23 protein-coding genes are annotated in these 21,900 nt (G+C 39.7%); 18 read left to right on the top strand and 5 right to left on the bottom strand.

The window, feature by feature from the left end; genetic code table 11:
* Positions 1 to 54: 54 nt before the first annotated feature.
* From hypB to AC6H4V_RS07520, 18 genes are all read left to right on the top strand, one after another.
* Entirely contained in the window at positions 55 to 801 is a 747-nt protein-coding gene (hypB, locus tag AC6H4V_RS07605; RefSeq protein ID WP_497606364.1) for a hydrogenase nickel incorporation protein HypB, read from the top strand.
* Positions 801 to 1,046, top strand: a complete 246-nt coding sequence (locus AC6H4V_RS07600) for a HypC/HybG/HupF family hydrogenase formation chaperone (protein ID WP_497606363.1) — start codon at positions 801 to 803, stop codon at positions 1,044 to 1,046. The genes hypB and AC6H4V_RS07600 overlap by 1 nt, the downstream gene beginning before the upstream one ends.
* Positions 1,036 to 2,166, top strand: coding sequence for a hydrogenase formation protein HypD (gene hypD / locus AC6H4V_RS07595; protein WP_497607922.1), 1,131 nt, complete (start codon positions 1,036 to 1,038; stop codon positions 2,164 to 2,166). The genes AC6H4V_RS07600 and hypD overlap by 11 nt, the downstream gene beginning before the upstream one ends.
* 10 nt (positions 2,167 to 2,176) lie before the next feature.
* A complete protein-coding gene (locus AC6H4V_RS07590; RefSeq protein WP_497606362.1) occupies positions 2,177 to 4,492 on the top strand; it encodes a helicase HerA domain-containing protein in 2,316 nt (771 codons plus the stop codon).
* Between the two features lie 5 nt (positions 4,493 to 4,497).
* A complete protein-coding gene (gene pyk / locus AC6H4V_RS07585; RefSeq protein WP_497606361.1) occupies positions 4,498 to 5,967 on the top strand; it encodes a pyruvate kinase in 1,470 nt (489 codons plus the stop codon).
* A 21-nt stretch (positions 5,968 to 5,988) separates the two neighbouring features.
* Positions 5,989 to 7,008, top strand: a complete 1,020-nt coding sequence (locus tag AC6H4V_RS07580) for an aldo/keto reductase (RefSeq protein ID WP_497606360.1) — start codon at positions 5,989 to 5,991, stop codon at positions 7,006 to 7,008.
* A 3-nt stretch (positions 7,009 to 7,011) separates the two neighbouring features.
* On the top strand, positions 7,012 to 7,500 hold the full coding sequence (locus tag AC6H4V_RS07575; RefSeq protein WP_497606359.1) for a SixA phosphatase family protein: 489 nt from the start codon (positions 7,012 to 7,014) through the stop codon (positions 7,498 to 7,500).
* A 3-nt stretch (positions 7,501 to 7,503) separates the two neighbouring features.
* Positions 7,504 to 8,184 (top strand): hypothetical protein, encoded by a 681-nt coding sequence (locus tag AC6H4V_RS07570; RefSeq protein ID WP_497606358.1) that lies wholly within the window; start codon positions 7,504 to 7,506, stop codon positions 8,182 to 8,184.
* A 30-nt stretch (positions 8,185 to 8,214) separates the two neighbouring features.
* Positions 8,215 to 8,469: a type II toxin-antitoxin system Phd/YefM family antitoxin gene (locus tag AC6H4V_RS07565; RefSeq protein ID WP_497606357.1), complete on the top strand. Its 255-nt coding sequence runs from the start codon at positions 8,215 to 8,217 to the stop codon at positions 8,467 to 8,469.
* On the top strand, positions 8,462 to 8,749 hold the full coding sequence (locus AC6H4V_RS07560) for a type II toxin-antitoxin system RelE/ParE family toxin (RefSeq protein WP_497606356.1): 288 nt from the start codon (positions 8,462 to 8,464) through the stop codon (positions 8,747 to 8,749). Before AC6H4V_RS07565 ends, AC6H4V_RS07560 begins: the two co-directional genes overlap by 8 nt.
* Before the next feature lie 65 nt (positions 8,750 to 8,814).
* A complete protein-coding gene (locus tag AC6H4V_RS07555) occupies positions 8,815 to 10,611 on the top strand; it encodes a GmrSD restriction endonuclease domain-containing protein (RefSeq protein WP_497606355.1) in 1,797 nt (598 codons plus the stop codon).
* Positions 10,612 to 10,869: 258 nt separating this feature from the next.
* Positions 10,870 to 11,718, top strand: coding sequence for a DNA damage-inducible protein D (dinD, locus tag AC6H4V_RS07550; protein ID WP_497606354.1), 849 nt, complete (start codon positions 10,870 to 10,872; stop codon positions 11,716 to 11,718).
* A 10-nt stretch (positions 11,719 to 11,728) separates the two neighbouring features.
* Positions 11,729 to 12,721, top strand: coding sequence for a hydrogenase expression/formation protein HypE (hypE, locus tag AC6H4V_RS07545; protein WP_497607921.1), 993 nt, complete (start codon positions 11,729 to 11,731; stop codon positions 12,719 to 12,721).
* The gene (gene hypA / locus AC6H4V_RS07540; RefSeq protein ID WP_497606353.1) at positions 12,722 to 13,063 is read left to right on the top strand and encodes a hydrogenase/urease nickel incorporation protein HypA; all 342 of its coding nucleotides are present in this window, start codon (positions 12,722 to 12,724) and stop codon (positions 13,061 to 13,063) included.
* Complete coding sequence (gene hypF / locus AC6H4V_RS07535; RefSeq protein ID WP_497606352.1) at positions 13,064 to 15,289, top strand: carbamoyltransferase HypF; 2,226 nt, start codon at positions 13,064 to 13,066, stop codon at positions 15,287 to 15,289.
* Positions 15,290 to 15,309: 20 nt separating this feature from the next.
* Complete coding sequence (locus AC6H4V_RS07530; RefSeq protein ID WP_428729601.1) at positions 15,310 to 15,993, top strand: Crp/Fnr family transcriptional regulator; 684 nt, start codon at positions 15,310 to 15,312, stop codon at positions 15,991 to 15,993.
* An 86-nt stretch (positions 15,994 to 16,079) separates the two neighbouring features.
* On the top strand, positions 16,080 to 16,490 hold the full coding sequence (locus tag AC6H4V_RS07525; RefSeq protein ID WP_428729602.1) for an Hsp20/alpha crystallin family protein: 411 nt from the start codon (positions 16,080 to 16,082) through the stop codon (positions 16,488 to 16,490).
* Between the two features lie 15 nt (positions 16,491 to 16,505).
* Positions 16,506 to 16,931, top strand: a complete 426-nt coding sequence (locus AC6H4V_RS07520) for an Hsp20/alpha crystallin family protein (protein WP_497606351.1) — start codon at positions 16,506 to 16,508, stop codon at positions 16,929 to 16,931.
* A 10-nt stretch (positions 16,932 to 16,941) separates the two neighbouring features.
* Here AC6H4V_RS07520 and AC6H4V_RS07515 read toward each other — a convergent pair whose 3' ends face one another.
* From AC6H4V_RS07515 to AC6H4V_RS07495, 5 genes are all read right to left on the bottom strand, one after another.
* Positions 16,942 to 17,736 (bottom strand): shikimate dehydrogenase, encoded by a 795-nt coding sequence (locus AC6H4V_RS07515; protein WP_497606350.1) that lies wholly within the window; start codon positions 17,734 to 17,736, stop codon positions 16,942 to 16,944.
* 82 nt (positions 17,737 to 17,818) lie between these two features.
* Positions 17,819 to 19,222, bottom strand: a complete 1,404-nt coding sequence (locus AC6H4V_RS07510) for an anthranilate synthase component I family protein (protein WP_428729605.1) — start codon at positions 19,220 to 19,222, stop codon at positions 17,819 to 17,821.
* Positions 19,223 to 19,263: 41 nt separating this feature from the next.
* On the bottom strand, positions 19,264 to 19,968 hold the full coding sequence (locus AC6H4V_RS07505; protein ID WP_497606349.1) for an SPOR domain-containing protein: 705 nt from the start codon (positions 19,966 to 19,968) through the stop codon (positions 19,264 to 19,266).
* Between the two features lie 112 nt (positions 19,969 to 20,080).
* Entirely contained in the window at positions 20,081 to 20,623 is a 543-nt protein-coding gene (locus tag AC6H4V_RS07500) for a DUF1882 domain-containing protein (RefSeq protein ID WP_428729607.1), read from the bottom strand.
* Positions 20,624 to 20,635: 12 nt separating this feature from the next.
* Complete coding sequence (locus AC6H4V_RS07495; RefSeq protein WP_428729608.1) at positions 20,636 to 21,883, bottom strand: serine hydroxymethyltransferase; 1,248 nt, start codon at positions 21,881 to 21,883, stop codon at positions 20,636 to 20,638.
* Positions 21,884 to 21,900 lie beyond the last annotated feature (17 nt).

Raw genomic sequence — 21,900 nt, 5'->3', positions numbered from 1 at the left:
CTCTTTGGTCGGTGCTTATGTCGTTTATGACAAATTTTTTAAGGATAACCGCTAATGTGCAAGGATTGCGGATGCAGTATAACGGGGCATGAACACACTCACGAACATACGCACGATATGCAAACTATCCATGCAAACCCTCAGTTAAACGATGCAAAAACCATAGCGGTTATAGAGAAGATTTTGGACAAAAACGACCATGAGGCTTCTCATAACAGAGCGCATTTTGATAGTCATGGAGTGTTGGCGATAAATATGATGAGCAGTCCCGGAAGCGGAAAAACAGCGCTTTTAGAGAAATTTGCCGAGATGGCAGAGTTTGGGTTTGCCGTGATAGAGGGTGACTTGGAGACTTCAAGGGATGCAGATAGGCTAAAGGCCAAAGGAGTGGAAGCTTATCAGATACAAACGGGTAGTGCGTGTCATTTGGATGCTTTTATGGTTCACAAAACGCTTCATCACATAGACTTAGATAAGGTGGATGTCTGTTTTGTGGAAAATGTCGGTAACCTCGTCTGCCCTGCTTCTTATGATGTTGGAACGCACCTAAACATTGTCCTTGTTAGTGTTCCTGAGGGAGATGACAAGATAGCCAAATACCCAGTGATGTTTCGCAAAGCAGATCTTGTGCTCATCACAAAAACCGACCTTTTGCCTTACATAGAGTTTGATGTAGAAGCAGAGAAGAAAGAGGCGAGAAAACTTCGTCCGAATGTCGATATCTTAGAGGTAAGCATCAAGGATGACAACTCCGTAAAAAGAGTGTTGGAGTGGGTCGAGTTTAAAAGAAGGATGCGCTAATGTGCCTCTCCATCCCAAGCCGTGTAACAAAGATAGATAAAGAAGCAAACACCGCAACCGTCGATACTATGGGTGTGAGCCGTGAAGCGAGCCTTGAGCTTATGGAAGAGGGCAGCGTTGAAGTCGGGGATTATGTGCTTATACACATAGGTTTTGTTATGAACAAAATCGACAAAGCCGATGCGCTGCTATGCCTTGAGGCGTTTGATGAGATAGCAAGGCGGATGGACGATGATGAGCAGTAGGGAGCTTGAGCTAAAAGAACTCTATTTTGGTTTTCGAGATTCTAAGACCATCAAAGCATACGCAAAGCTGATAGAACAAGAGGCAAAAACACTCACGCGTGATGTAAATATCATGGAGGTGTGCGGAGGGCATACGCATACCATTATGAAGTATGGACTGAACCAGCTTTTGCCTAAAAATGTCAAGTTTGTTCATGGTCCAGGGTGTCCTGTGTGCGTTATGCCAAAGGAGAGGATAGACCACGCTTATGTTTTGGCAGAACAAAAGGATGTGATACTTATAACTCTAGGGGATATGATAAAAGTCCCTGGAAGCAAGGGAAGTCTGCAAGATGCAAGAGCCAATGGGGCTGATGTCAGATTTGTTTACTCTCCCACCGATACGCTCAAAATCGCCGCACAAAATCCAGATAAAACCGTTATCTTTTTTGCTATAGGTTTTGAGACGACTACGCCTATGACAGCGGCACTTATAAACATGGCAATAAAGCAAAATGTGAAAAACATCCTCTTTCACATAAACCATGTAACCGTCCCAGAACCGATGAGGGTTTTGCTAGACGATGAGACAAACAAGATAGACGCTTTCATAGGACCTGCGCATGTGAGCGTTATAAGCGGAAGCAAGATTTATGATGAGTTTGCGCGTGAGTATAAAAAACCGTTGGTTGTGAGCGGATTTGAGCCTGTGGATGTGATGCAGTCGGTTTTGATGCTTTTAAAACAGTTTAATGAGGGGCGATGTGAAGTTGAGGTGGAGTACAGCAGAAGCGTGACGCATGAGGGCAACATCGAAGCGCAAAAACTAAACGAGAAGTTCTTTGAGAGACGGGAACATTTTAGATGGCGAGGCATCGGCGACATAGCCCAAAGCGCCTTGAAGCTCAAAGATGCGTTTAGCTGGCTTGATGCGGAGGTTTTTTACAAAGAGATTCTTCCCACGCAAAAGATAGACGACCATAAACTCTGCATTTGCGGAGATATTTTAAAGGGCAAAGCAAACCCCAAAGAGTGTAAAGTCTTCGGCAAAGCCTGCACGCCATTAAGTCCACTTGGGAGCTGTATGGTAAGCAGCGAGGGCGCGTGTGCGGCGTATTATAAATATGGAAATTTAGTATAAAGGTGAAACAGTGAAAGATATATATGAAAAAATGGCTCTTTTTTATCTAGGAAAAAATGCAAAAGATGACTCACTGAGTCTTTACAAATCCAAACATCTTACGACGCATGCCGCCATCATCGGGATGACGGGTTCGGGGAAAACTGGGCTTGGCATAGGGCTTATAGAGGAGGCGGCGATTGACAATATCCCCTCCATCGTTATCGACCCAAAAGGCGACATGGGCAATCTTTGTCTTGCTTTTGGACAGATGCGACCAGAGGATTATCTGCCGTGGGTGGATGAGAGTGAAGCGCTCAACAAAGGCAAAACCCTTCAAGAGATGGCAGAGGATTTGGCATCAAGCAACAAAGCGGGTATTGAGAGTTTTGGGCAGGATTTGGAGCGTGTGCAGCGATTTGCCGCCGTGCCAAAAACCATCTACACCCCTGGGAGTTCGGCAGGTGTCGGTGTAAATATCTTGGGGAGTTTTGCAGCGCCGCCTCCGAGTGTGCTTGAAGATGAGGAGACATTTGCTTCACTCATCAACACAACGTCACTCTCGCTCCTCTCTCTCGTGGGCATAGCAAGTGATTCGCTAGGCTCAAAAGAGCATCTTTTGCTCTCAAGCATCTTTAGCCACTACTACAGTGGCGGCACCTCTCTTTCTATGGAGATGCTTATCCAAAACATCATAACGCCGCCATTTGAGAAGATAGGGATGTTGTCCCTTGATGCCTTTTACCCGCAAAATGAGAGAATGAAACTCGCAACGCTCTTTAACGGTGTTGTGGCTTCTGTTACTTTTTCGGCGTGGCTCAAGGGTGAGCCTCTTGACATCCAAAATATGCTCTACGATGAAGAGGGCAGAGCAAAAATAGCTATTTTTTCCATCGCTCATCTCTCGGACGAAGAGAGAATGTTTTTTGTATCCCTGCTCTTAAACGCCTATATAAGCTGGATGCGCTCCCAAAGAGGAAGTGCTGTGCTTAAGTCGATTCTTTATATGGATGAGATTTTTGGCTTTTTCCCGCCTTCGAAAAATCCGCCCTCAAAAGAGCCTATGCTTCTGCTTTTAAAGCAGGCAAGAGCTTTTGGATGCGGTATCATCCTCTCAACACAAAACCCTGTGGATATCGACTATAAAGGGCTCTCAAACATAGGAACGTGGTTTATAGGCAAGCTCCAAACCAAACAAGATATCGCAAAAGTGGTGGATGGTATCGCCGCAAATTCGGAGTTTTCAAAAGAAGAAATCGCCACACAGATAGCCACACTCAAAGGGCGACACTTTTTTGTAAAAAATGTGCATGAGGAGCAGACGCAGGAGTTTTACACCCGCTGGGTGCTCTCGTATCTCAAAGGTCCTATGAGCAAAGACGATATAAAAGCAGTGATGCAAGCAAAAAAAGAGGCATTGCCGCAACCAAAGGAGAGAGAGGCATTTATGCAAAGTGGCATGACAAAACCTCTTCTGCATGAAAATATCAAAGAGTATTTTGTCTCTGCAAATGAGGATTCTTGCTTTTATCCTTACCTTTATGCAGAGCTGAAACTGAGATTTTTCAACCAAAAAAAGGGGATAGATACACAAGAAAACCTCTTTTACAAACTCCCACTGGATGCAAAAACTTTTACCATAGAGTGGCAAAATGCCCATGAAGAGGCATTGAAGCAAAAATCTCTTCAAGCCCCTGCAAATGCCTCTTATGCCCAGCTTCCAGAGCTTGTCATGAGGGAGAAATCACTGAAAGGTTTTGAGAGAGGTGTGAGTGATTTTGTCTATGAGAGCAAAAATCTTGAGCTTTTTATGTGTGCGGAGTTGGATTTGGAGTCCAAACTTCATGAGAGCAAAAGAGATTTTTTAGTGCGTATGGAAGATACGCTCAAGGAGTTACGAGAAGAGCGCATACAAAAGCTTCAAGAGAAGTTTGGCAGTGACTATGAAAAACTCCAAGACAAGCTCCAAAAACTCAACATGAAACTCCAAAAAGAGGAGGCGGAGGCGAGTTCTAAAATGGCTGATACACTCATCGGCGTTGGGATGACACTTATGAGCGCATTTTTTGGCAAAAAAACTCTGAGTGCCGCAACCATCAGCAAGGGAGCAAGTACGCTCTCCAAAGGTAAAGACGTACTCAAAGAACGAACAGATGTCGCAAATGCGCAACTGCTTTTAAGCGATGTTGAGGAGGAGATGCAAACACTCGAACAACGCCTCAAAGAAGAGATAGAAGAGATAACAAAAGAGCTTGATATCAAAAACTACTCGCCCCAGAGCCTTATCATAAAGCCAAAGAGAAGTGACATCGTTATTACAGACTTTGCGCTTCTTTGGGAGAGATAAAAGAGATGAAAAAAAGAACAAAAATAGTAGCAACGATTGGACCATCATCTGACAGCTTAGAAAAAATCGTAGCTTTGATTCGAGCTGGAGTAAATGTTTTTAGACTCAATTTTTCTCACGGTACGCATGAGTATCATGCCGCTGTTTTGCAAAGGATTAGAGAGGCGAGTGAGCAGACAGGGCTGTTTATCGGAGTTTTACAAGACATTAGCGGTCCAAAGATAAGAGTAGGGGCTTTAGAGGGTGCTTTAGAGATAGCAGTTGGCGATAAAATAGAGATTTTAAAAAATGATGTAGTCGGATGCAAAAACCAAAATGGTGGCTATACGCTAAGTATATGTGAGCCGAAAATTTTGCAAAATCTTCAACTGGGTAGTTTTATCTTTTTTTGTGACGGACAAATCAAGACAAAAGTAGTGCAAATCAAAGATGACAGGGTAGTGGTAGAGGCTCATAGCGGCGGCGTGTTGTCTTCTAGCAAAGGGGTGAATTTTCCAAATACCAAACTAGGTCTTGAGGTACTTACACCAAAAGATATAAAAGATATAGAGTGGGGTGTAAAAAACGGTGTGGATTTTATGGCTATATCGTTTGTGCAACATGCTGGGGATATCATAAAAGCCAGAGAAATTGTGACTTCTTTTGGTGGGGATGTGCAACTCTTTGCCAAAATAGAGAAATTTGACGGCGTTGAAAATATTGATGAAATCATTGATGTTAGTGATGGCATAATGGTCGCAAGGGGTGATTTGGGTATAGAGATTCCCTACTATGAAGTGCCGCAAGTCCAAAAAATGATTATCAAAAAAGCAAATGAGATGAGTAAACCTGTAATCACCGCTACTCAAATGCTTCTCTCCGTGACAAACTCCAAAAGCGCGACAAGAGCCGAGATAAGCGATGTCGCAAATGCGATACTTGATGGCAGTGATGCGGTGATGTTGTCCGAAGAGACAACCGTGGGCAAGTACCCCATTGAAGCAGTAACGATTATGATGGAAACCATTAAAGCAACCGAGAGGTCAACTTATCCTTACTATAAATTTGGAGATTTTGAGATGCATGATTTTACAGACAGCATAAACTACTCCGCCGCAAGGTTGTCAAATCATCTCAAAACAGATGGGATTATTGCTATGACAAATTCTGGTGCGAGTGCCAAAAAAATAGCAAGATACAGACCAAACCAGACCATTTACGCAGGCGTTCATTCGCAAAAAACAGCAAGACTTCTTACCATAGTTTGGGGAGTTGTCCCTGCATTTTTGGTAAAAAAAGGCTCAATCGGACAGATGCTCAACCAGCTTTTAAACGATGGGATAAGCCGCAATTTACTTAGCCTTGAGAGAAGTTACATCCTCATCGCAGGCGATCCCTCTGGCGTGAGCGGCAGCACAAATATGATAAGGGCGTTAAGGCATGAGGAGATGGAATTTTTTGTAAATCTAAAAGATTTGGATTGTTATGATGTGTAATATTTTTGAGAGGAGCTTGAAATGCAGTATAGATACATAGGAAAAACAGGGCTTAGAGTTACTCCCATCGGTTTAGGGACGATGAGTTTTGGCTCGTGGAGCAATGAGGCGGAAGCTTTTAAAATTATGGATAAGGCATATGAGAGAGGAATCAACTTTTTTGATACCGCCGAACTCTACCCTGTACCGCCGAGAGTTGAAGATGCTGGCATAACCGAGACCATCATCGGAAAATGGCTCAAGGGCAAACCAAGAGATAGCATCATCTTAGCTTCAAAAGTTGCAGGTGCGGCAAACGGCTGGTTTGTTCCGCCCATCCGTCATGGCTACACCGCCATCGACTCGTTTCATCTAAAATGTGCAATAGAGGGGAGCTTGAAGCGGTTGCAGACGGACTACATAGACCTCTACCAGATGCATTGGCCTGATTCCGTTGTGCCGATAGAAGAGTCGCTAAAGGCTTTTGATGAGCTAGTAAAAGAGGGCAAGGTACGCTACATCGGAACTTCAAACGACACTGCTTACGGGCTTACAAAAGCAAATGAGACTTCAAAAAGACTGGGGATTGCAAGATTTGAGTCCATTCAAAACAACTTCTCTTTGAATAACCCTCGTTTTTTAGATGAACTTGCAACCGTGTGTAAAAGAGAGCAGATATCGCTTCTGGCATACTCACCCATAGCAGGAGGAGTTCTAAGCGGCAAATATAACGGTGCGTTCTACCCTGAAAATGCGAGATACTCGGACTATGTGTCAAGCAAAAGCAGCCGCCTCAACTCGCAAGCCGCACGATTTGTAAATGAAAAAACGCTCAAAGCCACCGCACGATATCTCGATATTGCAAAAAAACTTGAAATCTCTCCCGTGACTATGGCAGTGGCATACACAAAACAGTTTGATTTTGTGGCTTCAACGATTATCGGAGCAAGAAACACAGAACAGATGGACGCCTCTCTCGCCGCGTTTGATGTGACACTAAGCCAAGAGACCATGAGCGAGATAAAAGCGGTGCAGCAAGAGATTATGTACCCGATGGGATGAGAGATGAAAAAGCTATACATTATCAGGCATGCAAAATCAAGCTGGAAAGACGTTGCGTTAGAGGACTTTGAGAGAGGGCTTAGCAAAAGAGGCAAAGCAAATGCTCCTATGATGGGTGAGCGGCTCAAAAAAAAGGGTGTTATGCCCGACATCATCCTCTCCAGCCCTGCAAAAAGGGCGAAAGAGACGGCAGAGATTATCGCCAAAGAGATTGGCTATAAAAAAAAGGTGCTTTTGAATGAGGAGATTTATGAAGCAAGCGTTGCTACGCTTTGCGACATCCTAAGAGCGCTTAGCGACAAAAACAAAACGGTTTTTTTGGTAGGGCATAACCCCTCTTTGAACGATTTGGCGCACTATTATGTCAGCCATGAAGCAAATATCCCGACATGCGGCATCGTAGAGATAGGATTTGATTGTGATGTTTGGGCGGAGATAGAGCCAAAAAATGCAAAACTCCTCCTCTTTGACTACCCAAAAAAAAGTGATTGAGTTATGGAACTTATAGCGCTAAAGCTCAAAGAGTTTATAAAGCTTATAAGACATTTCACAAAAAAATCCCTGCAAAGTGAGGATGACATCCATAAACTTCGCATCAAATGCAGAGAGCTTTTTTCTCTCTTAAACAAAGAGGACGCATTTGCTAGAAGTGTTAAAAAAGTCATCTCTCTTAGCAATGAAATCAGAGATATAGATGTCTTTTTTAGCGACTATCTTGACTCATTGCCAACAAAAGAGAGAAAAAAAGTGCTAGATGAGATATCCGAAAAAGAAAAAGAGGATGTAAGAAAAAAAGAGATAAAAAAACTTCATAAATATCTCAAAAAACTAGAAATTCCAAAGAGTGCAGAACAAAAAGCAGAGGAGACTACCCCACAAGAACTACTCTTTATGGAGTTTCCAGAGCTGGATAAAAAGAAGCTGCACAAATATAGAATCTACATCAAAAAGAGCCTCTACAAAGAGAAAAACAGCATACCAAAAGATGAGAAAAAGATAAAAAGTTTAACAGAGTTGAAAGATGCTTTAGGCACGATAAACGACAATTTTAACGGCTTGGAGAGATTGAAAAGCTATGACATAAAAGAGCAACTCTATGCAAAAATAGAGAGATATACGCAGGAAGAAAACGCAAAGTTGTATGAGAAGATAAAAAACGAGTATATTTCGTTATAATGACAATATCCTGTCATAAAAGGTTTTGAAATGCAAGCTCTAAACTACACAAATGCTAGAAATAATCTAAAAAATATCATAGAAGATGTATGCGACAATCACGAAGAGGTAATAGTAACTACGAAAAACAACAAATCCGTCGTCATCATCTCGCTTGATGAGTATAACGCCACACACGCAAAGCTAAAAAAAGATGTTCAGAATGCTCTTAAAGAGATTCAAAATGGTGACTTTTTAGATATTGATGATGCTTTTGAGGCAGCAAAAAAGTCATATCGTGCATAAGATAGTTTTTTCAAAAACAGCAGTTGCCAACTTAGTAGAACAAGCAAAATATATTTTTGAACAAACAAAAAATGAAGATGTAGCCGATAGATATTTAGATAAGATGAAAAACTACATTATCCAAACGCTCTCAAACTTCCCAAAAGCAGGAAGACCCACAGAAGAACTCTCAGCCTCCACCAGAAAACTGGTCTATCAAGGATACTCCATAATTTACAGTGTTTCAGATACGCATATAGAAATTTTGGTGATTTTTAGAGAGAATTTGCCTAGATTATGAGAATGTTTTAAAATGTGCTTTGTAGTGAATTAAAAAAAATCAGGTAAAATAAAAAAATATAGTTAATGGAGAAAGCTTTGCAAAAATATTCTGTAAATCAACATTTAATTGAGACAATTCTGGCTTGGGTTAATTCTAGTGAGATTGCGATTCCTGAAATTCAAAGACCTTTTGTATGGGATGCCTCAAAGGTTAGAGATTTGATGGATAGCCTGTATCAAGGTTATCCTGTTGGTTATGTTATTGCTTGGAGGAATCCAAATGTTAAACTCAAAGATGGCAGTACAAGTGAGGGTAAAAAAATTCTTATTGATGGACAGCAGAGGATTACCGCTTTAACAGCAGCTATTTTAGGACAATATGTAATTGACAAAACATATAAAAGAGTCAAAATAAAAATAGCATTTAATCCTTTAACAGAAAAATTTGAAGTTCAAAATCCAGCAATTTTGAAAGATAAAGCTTGGTTGCACGATATTTCAGAAGTAATAAATGGAAGTGTTTTAAAAATCATCAGAGAATATCTTAAACTTAATCCAGACGCAGATGAAGAAAAAATCGAACAAACAATAACTCAATTGATAAATATTCCTAAAAAACAGATAGGACTTATTGAACTTGCATCAGATTTAGACATAGAAACTGTCACTGAAATATTTATAAGAATCAATTCAAAAGGCGTGGTGCTTAGTCAAGCAGATTTTGCTATGAGTAAAATTTCATCAAATACTGAATATGGCGGCAATGAACTTCGAAAAATGATTGATTATTTTTGTCATTTAGCAATTGCACCAGAATATTACAAGCACATAGAAGATAATGATAAGGAGTTTTCACAAACTGAACTTTATCAAAAAATAAAGTGGCTAAAATCTGAAAAAGAGGATTTATATGACCCTGATTATAACGATTTAATTAGAGTAGCATTTACATCACAATTTAACAGGGGAAAACTCTCAGATTTGGTTAGTTTGTTATCAGGTAGAAATTTTGAAACAAGAACCTTTGAGACAGAAATTGCAGAACAATCATTTGAAAAATTGAGAAGCGGTGTTGTTAATTTTACGAATGAAACCAATTTTAAAAGATTTTTAATGATTATAAAATCAGCTGGTTTTATAGATAGCAAACTTATCAGATCTCAAAATGCGATTAATTTTGCATATATTTTATATCTTAAGCTCAAAGAAATGGGTGTAAATGCAGTAGATATAGAAAAATTTGTTAAAAGATGGTTTGTTTATTCTGTTCTTACGGGTAGATATTCAGGCTCTCCAGAGAGTATGTTTGATTATGATATTAAACAGATTAGCCATAAAAAAATGGATGAGTATTTAAAAGAAAAAGAAGAAGCTGAGCTATCAGATGCATTTTGGAATGCATCTCTGCCAAGAAGTCTTGATACGTCTGCAGCTAGTAGTCCATATTTCCATATATTTTTAGCTTCGCAGGCAAAAGCAAATGATAAAGGTTTTTTATCGAAGGATGTGTCTGTAAGTGATTTAATTTCGCTCAGAGGTGATATTCATCATCTTTTTCCAAAGGATTACTTGAAGAAAAATGGGTTTGAAAGAAATAAATACAATCAAATTGCAAACTATGTTTATATGCAGCAAGAAATAAATATAAAAGTTGGTAATAAATCTCCAGTCGAATATTTTGGACAGCTTTTTGAAAATTTTGTAAATTCTGAAACAAAATTTAGTGGAATAGCCACTAAAGAAGAGTTGTTGACAAATTTAAAAATGCATTCTATTCCAGAAATGATACTTTCTAGTGATGCTTTAAATTATGAGGATTTTTTAAATGAGAGAAGAAATTTAATGGCTTTAAAAATAAAAGAATATTATTTTTCTCTATAGTGTTTATATATGAAGCAAAGAATGCGTAAATGATTAAAACCATAACATTAGCACACTGTGACAGTGGGCAGGAAAATAACGAGCTTATCTCCAAGGTATTTTATAAAGTCTTTAAAAACGCCTTCTAAGCAAACTTATCAAAGATATTTCACAAGAGTTGGGATTGGTATAATGATAAAAACATTGCAAAATGACATATTTTTGCATAAAGATAGTTTTAAATGCTAAGATGAGTAAAACCTTAAAGGAAAAAAACTTATGGATAAACAGCTTATAACTGCACTTCAAGATGAGTTCAATCAGCTATCAAATACACTTGAAGATAGTAGTGTAGAGTATTGGTTTGCTAGAGATTTGCAAAAAGTGCTTGGATATGAACGATGGGAAAATTTCGCAAATGTGATACAAAAAGCAAAAACTGCTTGTGAAAATTCTAGTATAGAGATAACAGACCATTTTCGTGATGTTACGAAAATGGTATCTATTGGCTCAAATACACAAAGAAGTATTGAAGATATCATGCTTACACGATACGCTTGTTACCTCATAGCTCAAAACGGCGATAGCAAAAAAGAGCAGATTGCTTTTGCTCAAACATATTTTGCGATTCAGACACGAAAACAAGAACTCATAGAACAACGCTTAGAGCTGGAAGACAGACTTCAAGCAAGAGCAAAATTAAAAGAATCCGAAACCGAACTATCAAAAAATATCTATGAAAGAGGAGTCGATGAGAGCGGATTTGGGCGGATTCGCTCAAAAGGCGATACGGCACTTTTTGGCGGCAATACAACACAAAATATGAAAGATAAGCTAGGCGTGCCAAACACTCGCCCATTGGCTGATTTTTTGCCGACTATCACCATCACGGCTAAAAACTTAGCCACAGAAATCACAAACTATAATGTAAAACAAAAAAATCTTTACGGCGAAAACTCCATCACAAGCGAACATATACAAAATAACCAAAGCGTTAGAGGAGTTTTAGGCGAGAGAGGCATCAAGCCAGAAGATCTGCCACCTGCGGAAGATTTGAAAAAATTAGAGAGAAAAGTAAAATCGGATGAGAAAAAGATGATAAAACAAAGTGCATTGCCAAAAAAATAAAAGTGAGAAAATCGATATGAACATAACCTTAGCACACGGTAACGGCGGAGTTGAAAATAATGAACTTATATCAAAAGTATTTTACAAAGCGTTTAAAAACGACATCCTAGACAAAAGTGAAGATGCGGCGGTTATAGAGGGTGGAAAGCTAGCATTTTCAACCGACAGTTTTACGGTCACTCCGCTTTTTTTTGCGGGTGCGGACATTGGCAAACTTGCCGTTTGCGGAACTTGTAATGACCTCTCTATGATGGGTGCAAAGCCGAAGTATCTAACTTGCAGCGTGATAATCGAAGAGGGTTTTAGCGTAGATGAGCTTGAACGAATAGTCTCATCTATGCAAAAAGAGCTAGAGGTAAACGGCGCACAAATAGTGAGCGGTGATACCAAAGTGGTGCCCAAAGGAAGTGTGGATAAGATATTTATAAACACGACGGGCATTGGCGAGATTTTGCAAAGCGGTATAAGCTCAAATGGCATAACAGAGGATGATATCATACTTCTTAGCCGTGATATCGGGTGTCATGGGGCGACTATTTTTGCATCACGCGAGGGGATTGAGTTAAGCAGCTCTCTTATGAGCGACTGCACCTCTCTTTATCCAACCGTAAAGAGTTTGATAGATGAGGGCATAGATATAACTGCTATGAGAGATGCAACGCGCGGCGGAGTTAGTGCGGTGTTAAACGAGTGGGCAAAACAGTCAAATATCTGTATAGAAGTAGATGAGACTAAGATATCCATAAGTGATGAGGTAACGGGGCTTTGCGAGATTTTAGGGTTTGATGCTATGTCTCTGGCAAATGAGGGAACTTTTTTGCTTGCGGTTAAGAAAGAAGAAGCCCAGAGGGCAGAGCAGATTTTGAAAATATTTAATAAAAATGCTTCCATCATCGGCAAAGTGACAAATCTGCATCCAAAAAAAGTTATTATAAATTCGGCGTGGAGTACGCAGAGATTTTTAGATATGCCAAGCGGTGAGCTGCTCCCAAGGATCTGCTAAATGCATGAGTACTCTATAGTTAGTTCGCTTATAGAGAGTTGTGAGGAGCATGCAAGAAAAAACTTTGCAAAAAAAGTAACAAAAGTAGTAGTGAAGATAGGAGTTTTAAGCGGAGTTGAGCCTCATCTTCTGAGTGAAGCTTACGAGATGTTTAGGCTTGGTACAGTGTGTAATGATGCTGAGTTGGTTATAAATCTTCAAAAAGTAAAAGTGCACTGTAACGGCTGTTTGGCAGAGTCCGAGCTTAAAAAAAATGAGTTTATATGTCCGTTATGCGGCAGTTTTGACTTAAAAGTTCTTGACGGTGAAGAGATGTACCTTATGAGTTTGGAGCTGGAATAGATGATTTTTAGCATTGAAATAAGAGGAGTGGTGCAGGGGGTCGGTTTTCGTCCTTTTATCTATAACCTTGCCATATCAATGCACTTAAAGGGTCAAGTTTCAAACAACGGTTACGGCGTGTTGATACTTCTTGATACTTGCCAAGAAGATATGAATCTATTTGTCCAAAAAATCAGACAAAACAGACCGCCCCTTTGCGAGATAGACTCCATAAAAATCACTCAAATAAAAAAAACAAAATCGTTTGATGGTTTTAGCATAGAGATGAGCGAAAGTACCAAAACTCTATCAAGCCATATACCCTCAGACATCGCGATGTGCACGGAGTGCGAGAGTGAACTTAGTGATGAGGCCAACCGTAGATTTGAGCACCCCTTTATCACATGTACAAATTGCGGACCCAGATACAGTATCATAAGAAATCTTCCCTATGATAGAAAAAATACTTCTATGGATGAGTTTGTTATGTGCGAAAAGTGCGCGGCAGAGTATAAAAATCCAAAAGATAGAAGATACCACGCTCAGCCCATCGGGTGTCACGAGTGCGGCGCAAGGCTCTCTCTTTTTGACAACAGCGGTACAAAAATAGAGTCCAAAAACATCGTAGATGAAGTTGTACAAGATATAAGTGAGGGCAAGATTGTAGCCATAAAGGGAATAGGCGGTTATCATCTGGTTTGCGATGCCTCAAATGATAAAGCCCTTAAACTTCTGCGAGAGAGAAAACAACGACCCTCAAAACCTTTTGGAGTGATGGTAAAAGATGTCAATGCGGCTAGGCAGATTGCCTGCATAAACGCAAAAGAGGAAGAACTGCTTTGTTCAAACAGACGACCGATAGTTTTGCTTAAAAAAAGAGACGATAACTCTCTTAGTGATTTTGTCGCTCCAAATATCAACCAAATCGGTCTTTTTTTGGCATACACTCCGCTTCATCATCTTATCTTGCAAAAGTTAAACCGCCCCGTAGTCGCTACAAGCGCAAATATCTCTGATGAGCCATTATGTACTACTTATGATGATATTATGAAGCTGCGGGGCATTTGGGACTACTGTTTGGAGCATAACAGAGAGATACTAAACAGCTGCGATGATTCGGTTGCCTTTGTTGAAAATGAGAGAGTATTTATGCTGAGAAACGCAAGAGGATACGCGCCTCTATACCTAAAACTTCCGCAAAAAACAGATAAAAAGATTTTGGCACTTGGAGCAAACCAGAAAAGCACGATTGCCATAACCGTAGAAGATAGCGTGATTCTCTCACCATATATAGGGGATTTGGGAAGTTTGTCCAGCATAGAGCATTTCAAATCACATATAGAGACGCTAAAGAGAATCTATGATTTTACTCCTGATATAGTTGTTTGCGACCAACATCCAAACTATGAATCCACCAAATACGCAAAAGAGTTAGTATCGCAAAATCAAGAGATAGAGTTGGTGCAAGTGCAGCATCATTATGCACATATACTTGCTACTATGGGTGTAAATGGTATTACGACAAAAGTTTTGGGTGTGAGTTTTGACGGAACTGGTTACGGTGATGAGGGCAATCTTTGGGGCGGAGAGTTTTTTGTATGTGACTTGGATGGGTATGAAAGAGTAGGGCAGTTTAAATATTTTAAGCTTATCGGGGGTGAGAGGGCTATAAAAGAGCCGAGGCGTGTTGCCCTTAGCTTCTTGTTTGAGATATACGGTGATGGAGTTTTTAATCTTAACAATCCGACAATCGCCTCATTTAGAAAAGAAGAGATAAAAACACTCTACACGGCATGGAAGAATGGACTAAATGCACCTCTTAGCAGCTCATGCGGACGGCTATTTGATGCTGTTGCATCTCTTTTGGATGTTGTTCAGGTTTGCAGTTACGAGGGCGAGAGCGGGTTGCTTTTGGAGAGCTTCTATGATGAAAATATTGCAGAGTATTATGAGTTTAGTATGCAAGATAACGAGATAGATTTTAGCCAAATAGTAAAACAGATTTTAGATGAAAAAGATGTACGAGTAGCAGTTTCAAAGTTTTTTAATACGATAGTCGAGATTATTTATGGGATGCACAAAAAGTACGATTTGCCATTGGTTTTGGGCGGAGGAGTGTTTCAAAACAGAGTGCTTTTAAGGTTGATTATGAGAAAGATTCCCGATGTTATTTTGCCTGAATCGTTTGTCAGTAATGACGCCGCAATCGCTTACGGACAGTCGATTGCGGCGATACAAATCACATAATTTTTGCTATAATAATTCTTATGCAAAAGCCAGTATATGAGATAGAACTTCTTCAAAATGTCGATAAAGAACTTGAGGGTGATTTTTATGCTTCTTCAAAAAGCGTAGAGTACAAAAAAGGCACTTCACCGTTTTCTACAAAAGATTTGCTTCACCATTTTTATATAGTGTTAGATGGCAAAGTTAAGACATATCAGATAAATTTTGAGACATCCAAAGAGCAGACCCTCTTTATCTATAAGCGGGGAGATATGTTTGATGTCCTCTCTTTACTCGACAAAAAGCCTCACGAGGTTATATATGAGGTTTTAGAGGATGCAAAACTGCTTCAACTTCCGATAGAGAAGGTTAGATACTGGATAGAAAATAGCCCAAAGTTTAACAAGATGTTTTTTCCCTATCTCGCATCACAAATGCGCTATTTGGAGGATTTGGCAACTGAGGTATCGCTTTACGATGTAAAAGAGAGACTTGTACATCTACTGTTGCAAAACTTAGATACAGAGGAGCATTTTAAATACAATCTTTTACAAAATCTCTCAAATAGCGAGATTTCAAAGCTTCTTGGTAGTGTTAGGCATGTGCTAGAGAGAGCTATCAAAGAGCTTAGAGACGATGGCTTGGTCGAGACAGGTAGAAAAAATATAAAAATATCAAATCTTCAAAAACTTTTAGAAAAAAACTCCAAAATGCTACTTAAGTAGCAAAACTCTTTTTCAGATTTTACTATCATTTCAGTAGCTTAAAGAGTGATTTGAGCTATAAAATTTTATTTAAAAGAGGTGTTGTGATGTTAGTTTCAAGATATTTAAATCCTCAAGGTTATAGAAGAAGAGGTTATGATTTTTTTAAAGAGGGTGATGTGATGGTTGACTTTAAACCTGCCGTAAACACGAGAGAAGGCAGTGATGCGTACCATGTGGATGTTGATTTACCGGGTGTCAAAAAAGAGGATATCAGTATAGATGTCGAGAATAATGTTTTGACTATTTCCGGAAAAAGAGAAACTAAGAGTGAAGTAAAAGAGCAAGACTACTATAAGATAGAGAGTAGTTATGGGAAGTTTCAGCGAAGTTTCACTCTACCTGAGAAGGTTGATGTAGAAAATATCAGAGCAGCAACACAAGATGGTGTTTTAGAAGTTGTCATACCAAAACTCCAAATTGCTCAAAATCCAACTAAAAAGATAGAAATCAAATAAAGTAAGGAGATTTTCATGGATTTAGTTAAAACTTCAAAAAAACTGGTTGATAAAGTAGAAGAAAAAGTGGAGCAGGGATTGGAAGTGGTAAAAGAGACATTTGACAACGTCGCAAGACATCTCCCTTTTGCAAATCTGGCAAAGCACTCAAGCGATATTTTTAGCATAGAAGTAGATTTGCCAGGTGTAACAAAAGAGGATATTGATATCAAGGTGGAGGGCAACTACCTCACCATCAGCGCAACCAGAAAATACAAAAATGAGACAAAAAAAGATGATTACTATCTTTGTGAGTCAAATTTTGGGCTTATCTCAAGAAGCTTTATACTCTCAGATACGATTGATAGAGAGAAGATAGATGCAAAATATGAAGATGGAAGGCTTTATATAATTCTAGAAAAGGTTGAATCCAAAAAATCAAAGAGTATCACCGTAAAATAGGGATACTCTTTTAAATCTCAAAACTCTTTGACATATAGGTTTTTATGGCATCGGTTTTTAGTGCATGTTTTACTAAAAGTTCATTCGCCAAAATGCCTTGCCCCAGAAGCATAGCGGCACCGTCTTTGCAGGTGATATTTTTATCTTTAGAGAGTTGCAAAAACGGTGTGACTTTGCCATAAATCGCATCTGCGACAAAAGAGGTGTTCTTTAGGATTTTTTCTATTAACTCTAGCGGTGCGGGCAACTCTTCATCTTTAAGCCCCGCACTTGTCGTGTTGACTACCAAATCATATTTGTCACTTTTAAAATCATCCCACGTAAAACACATACACCCAAGTTCTCTAAAATATACAAGCCTCTCTTTGCTTCTGTTTAAAACGCTTACTTTTATGCCATCTTCTATAAATCTTGCACAGAGCGCTTTTGCAGTGCCACCTGCACCAAGAACTAAGATGTTTTTCATAGCACCGAACTCTTTTATAGCAAACATAAAACCGTCCGCATCAGTGTTGTAGCCGATTAACTTGCCGTTTTCATTTACGATGGTGTTCACCACCCCAACCTTTTTGGCAAAACCGCGAACTTCATCGCAAGCCGCACAAGCCGCTTCTTTATGAGGAACGGTAACATTCGCACCGCTAAGACCAAGAGCAAAAAAAGTCTCTCTGAGTTTTGAGCCATCCGTTAGATGAACTCTGGTGTAACAAGCTTTGTAATTGAGGTTTTTAAATACACTGTTGTGCATAAGCGGAGAGCGAGAGTGCGCAACAGGGTCGCCAAAGATGGCAAAGAGTTTTTCCAAGAATGTCTCCTTTTTTCCGAGCAAAGCCCGGCAAAAATTCCTCTCACTAAAGCTACGGCTTCGCCGAGAAAAATTATAAATTTTAGTCTAAATCTTCTAGTGAAGCAACAAGTGCGCCGAGTTTGTTTTTGACTTCTAAGTACTCAAGTTCGTTTTGGCTATCGGCAACAACACCAGCACCCGCTTGAAGAACGACTTTGTCCTCTTTAACGAGAGCAGTTCTGATGGTAATCGCACTATCCATATTGCCATCAAATCCGAAGTAACCGACACTTCCGCTATAAAAACCGCGTTTTAATCCCTCATACTCGGCTATAAGTTCCATCGCACGTATCTTTGGAGCACCTGTCATTGTTCCTGCTGTAAAGGTCGCCATAAAGAGGTCAAACATATCTTTATCGTCCGCAAGCGTAGCTGTAACGTCTGAGACGATGTGCATAACATGGGAAAATCTCTCAATGTGCATCATGTTTTCAACTTTCACGCTTCCCGTCTTTGCAACGCGGCTTACATCGTTTCTGCCAAGGTCTATAAGCATAAGGTGTTCTGAGAGCTCTTTTGGGTCAGCTAAAAGTTCCTCTTCAAGCTCTTTATCTCTGGCTTTTGTAGCACCTCTTTTTCTTGTTCCTGCTATAGGACGAAGAAGAAGCTCTCCGTTAGTAAGCCTTACCATAACCTCTGGAGAAGAACCCACGATGTTCAAATCTTCATACTCCATCAAAAACATATAGGGAGAGGGATTTTTACTTCTTAGGATTCTGTAAAAGCTAAAGGGGTCAACTTTTATATTTCTTGTAAAACGGTTAGTGATGAGGATTTGAAACACATCCCCGCTTCTTATCATCTCTTTTGATTTGTCAACCATCTCAAAAAACTGCTCTTTTGAAAATGCAAAACTCCCTTTGTCCTCACCGATATTTCGCTTCATGTGGACATATTCGTAGGAATTTTTTAGCTCTGCTTCAATCTCCTCAAACTTATCACACATCTCTTTTTGCGTGCTTATAAGCGTGAGCTGGTAGTTTTTATGCGAGTAAACAAGAACGATTTTTGGAAGTATGAGGTCAAGGTCTGGAGTATTTAGCTCATCCCTCAGATTGTCCATTGTGTTGTGGAGTTTTGGTTCAAAAACTTTAACCATATCATAGCCGATGTAACCGATAAAGCCGTCAACGTAACCGACTTTAAGTTCAGCAGATGCTTTTTTATAGATTTCTGTATCAATGTTTTTATAGTAATTTTTTAAAAAAGTAAAAGGAGATTCCTCTTTTGTGTGCACTGCGCCATTTGCGTCGGTGTAGAGAGTTTTCGCATCTCTATACTGAACTCTCTCCCGCGCACCAATGCAGATAAAACTGTAGTTGCCCTCGCTTGCTCCCGCACTCTCAAAAAGGTAGGAGATTTCATTTGGAAAAAGTGCCCTTAACTTTGCATAAATTGCAACAGGAGCTAACTGGTCTTGAATAAATTGTTTTGAGTAAATCAAAAGAGTAACCTTCATTTGCTCCACAAGCGGAGCTTCATTGTTTATATTTTTGTTAAAAATGCAGCTGGCTCTACAGAAGCTCTTACGCTTTTGAGTGCTTTTCTCGCCTCTGCTTCACTCTCAAAAGGACCGACAAGTACCTTGCTGATAGGTGTTGTATTGCTTGAAACTTTGTGAAATGTATAGCCATAGCCAAGTTTTGTGATAGAGCCTAAAAACTCTTTGTTAGGCTGATTTTTCGAAAAAGAGCCAACTTGGACGTAGTATCCAGAAGGTGTTGTTGCAGATGACGATGGAGCTTTTGGTTGTGCAACACTCTCTTTAGGTGGAGTTACTTTTTTAGCCTCTAAAGCTTTTTTTGGTTCTGTTTTTTTCTCAGCCTCTTGCGTTACTTGTTGCTGTACTTGAGCTGTTTGTTGTGCTAAACTACTCTCTTTTGTACTCTCTTGTTTGAGTCTTTGAGCTATTTCATCTAAAGAACCATTTTCCTTATTTGCCTCTTGAATGACTTTTACATCTTCAAAAAGTGGTTCATCTGCTACTGTTTTTATCTCTTTTTGTGGTTCAGGAGGAAGGACTGCTTGTGGAAGATTGTCTGTATTGCTTGATGTCAATGTATTCATAAGCATAACAACAAGGATAAGTACGATGCCAAGTGTTGCAACTGCTAAAACTATTCTTTTGCTGTTGGTAGATTGGTTGTTTTTGTTGAGGATAATATCGTTCAATTCGCTTTTTTCTTCCATAATCTCTCCTTTTATTGCTGATGTTACGCATTAAAACGAACTCGTCCGTTTTAATGGTAGGGACAAATTGACCCTACTCAGTTATCTACTTAAAATCATACCAAAAAGTTGTTTACATATGCTTTGACCACGAAGCTCCACGCTCTTTTGCATACACTTCATAAGGAAGTGCCAAAATATTGTACTCATCCGGTAGATCTGGATTTGGAAACATGCGCCACTGGTTTGGTTGTTTCGCGGCTAACTTCATACTTATCATTTTTCCAAGCTGGATAGCTTCTTGAAGCGTCGTGTGTCCTTTGTGGATATAGACGTGAAGATGTCCTTCGGTTTTTGTTTTGTATGCCGTAAAGTTGATAAAACCCTCTTCACGAAGAAGAAGTTGCGTTTTATGGTAAAAACGCTCAGGATCGCGTCCATTATAGTCAATAACGATGTTTTCTACTTTGCCAAGCTTGTTGATGAGTGAATGCGCAACAGTTATTTCACCTTTGATGTGTTGGTTGATGATGGCATGCGAGAGCGTAGAGTTTACTTTCTCAAATTTGTTATAAAATGTACGACCTTTAAAGATAATCTTTTCAACTACCGCATCTCTTTTGATCCAGTAGTGGTCTGCTACCATTTTTATAAGATTTAAATCTGCTGCCGTCATCTTTTGTTCCTCTTAATATGTCGATTGGTGGTAAACCACAAAATTTTGTGCTAGTTCTTTTAGCTCTTTCTTGACAGATGCCTGAAGCTCTGTGTTGTTGATATCATCAAGGACATCGGCAATCTTGTTTGCTATAAACTCAAACTCTTTTTCTTTCATACCTCTACTTGTAAGCGCAGGGCTTCCGATACGGATACCTGAAGTAACAAATGGACTTCTAGTCTCCCCTGGAACAGTGTTTTTGTTTACTGTAATACCAGCATTTCCAAGAGCGATATCTGCATCTTTACCTGAAAAATCACGGTTGATGAAAGAGAGAAGAACTAAGTGATTATCTGTTCCGCCACTTACAAGTTCATAACCTCTCTTAACTAAAACTTCTCCAAGAACTCTAGCATTTGCTTTTACCTGTTTAGCGTACTCTTTCCACTCAGCAGAGAGGTTGTACTTAAATCCTACCGCTTTTGCAGCGATAACATGAACAAGCGGTCCGCCTTGGATACCAGGGAAGATGGCAGAGTTTAGTTTTTTTGCCATCTCCTCATCGTTTGTCATAATCATACCACCTCTTGGACCTGCAAGAGTTTTGTGCGTTGTAGTTGTTACAACATGAGCATGAGGGAATGGACTAGGATGCTCTCCCGCTGCAACAAGACCTGCAACATGGGCAATGTCAGCAAATAAAATTGCTCCAACCGCATCTGCAATCTCTCTAAATTTTGCAAAATCTATCTCTCTAGCGTAAGCAGAAGCACCGCAAACGATGATTTTTGGTTGTACCGCTTTTGCGATTTCCATGATTTTCTCATAGTTCATACGACCGTCAAGCTCTACACCATAAGTGAAAGAGTGGTAGTTTTTACCTGAAAAGCTAGGTTTGCTTCCATGTGTCAAGTGTCCGCCGTGGCTAAGATCCATCCCTAAAAGCTTGTCGCCTGCATTTAAAAGTGCCGCATAAACTGCCGCATTGGCTTGGCTTCCCGAGTGCGGTTGAACATTTGCATAGCTACATCCAAAAAGTTTGCACGCTCTGTCAATCGCCAACTGCTCAACACCATCTGCATACTCACAACCGCCATAGTATCTTTTCCCTGGGTAACCCTCTGCATATTTGTTTGTAAAAACAGAACCCATAGTCTCCATAACGGCAGGAAGTGTGAAGTTTTCACTCGCTATCATCTCTAAGTGCGTTGTTTGTCTCTCTAACTCTTTTTCGCATAACGCATAAATTTCGTTATCGAACTCTTTTAAAAAACTCATTTTTCTATCCTTTTCCT

It is taken from the genome of Sulfurimonas lacustris, assembly GCF_059705355.1.
This window is presented reverse-complemented; position numbering and strand designations above follow the sequence as displayed.